Genomic DNA, 519 nt, shown 5'->3' with positions numbered 1-519 from the left:
GGGTTGTATTGTACTTGATGTCAATATGCCGGGTATCAATGGTATTGATCTGCAAGCTGAGCTTAATCGTAGAAATATTCGCTTACCTATTATATTTCTTACTTCATATGGCGATATCCCAATGAGCGTTCGCGTAATAAAAGCTGGGGCGGCGGATTTCCTGATGAAGCCTATTGCTATTGACAAGATTATCGAACGTATTCAGATAGAGCTTGAAAAAACAATTAAGAGGCATGAGTCGATGAAAGCCGAAATGCAATTCATGCAAACTTTAAATAGCCTTTCTGCAAGAGAAATGGAAATACTGCCTATGATTTTAGCAGGACTCTCAACCAAAGAAGTAGCTAATAAACTGAAAATCAGTTCTCGGACTGTTGAAATTCATCGCACTCAAATTCTAAAAAAAACCTGCACCAGCAGTTTTTTAGAGCTTTCAAGTCAATGTGCAGCCTATAATCTATTGTTTAAACAATAAAATTATCGCTATTAATCTTTATTGGCTAATGAATTATTGAGTTA

General features: G+C 36.0%; 1 protein-coding gene. It reads left to right on the top strand.

What is annotated here, in order from left to right; translation table 11 throughout:
* A partial coding sequence (locus C7H79_RS17385) for a response regulator transcription factor (RefSeq protein ID WP_147383673.1) occupies positions 1-475 on the top strand: 475 nt, incomplete at its 5' end.
* Positions 476-519 lie beyond the last annotated feature (44 nt).

Origin of the sequence: Nitrosomonas supralitoralis, assembly GCF_003011925.2 — a bacterium.
GTDB lineage: Bacteria > Pseudomonadota > Gammaproteobacteria > Burkholderiales > Nitrosomonadaceae > Nitrosomonas > Nitrosomonas supralitoralis.
This window is presented reverse-complemented; position numbering and strand designations above follow the sequence as displayed.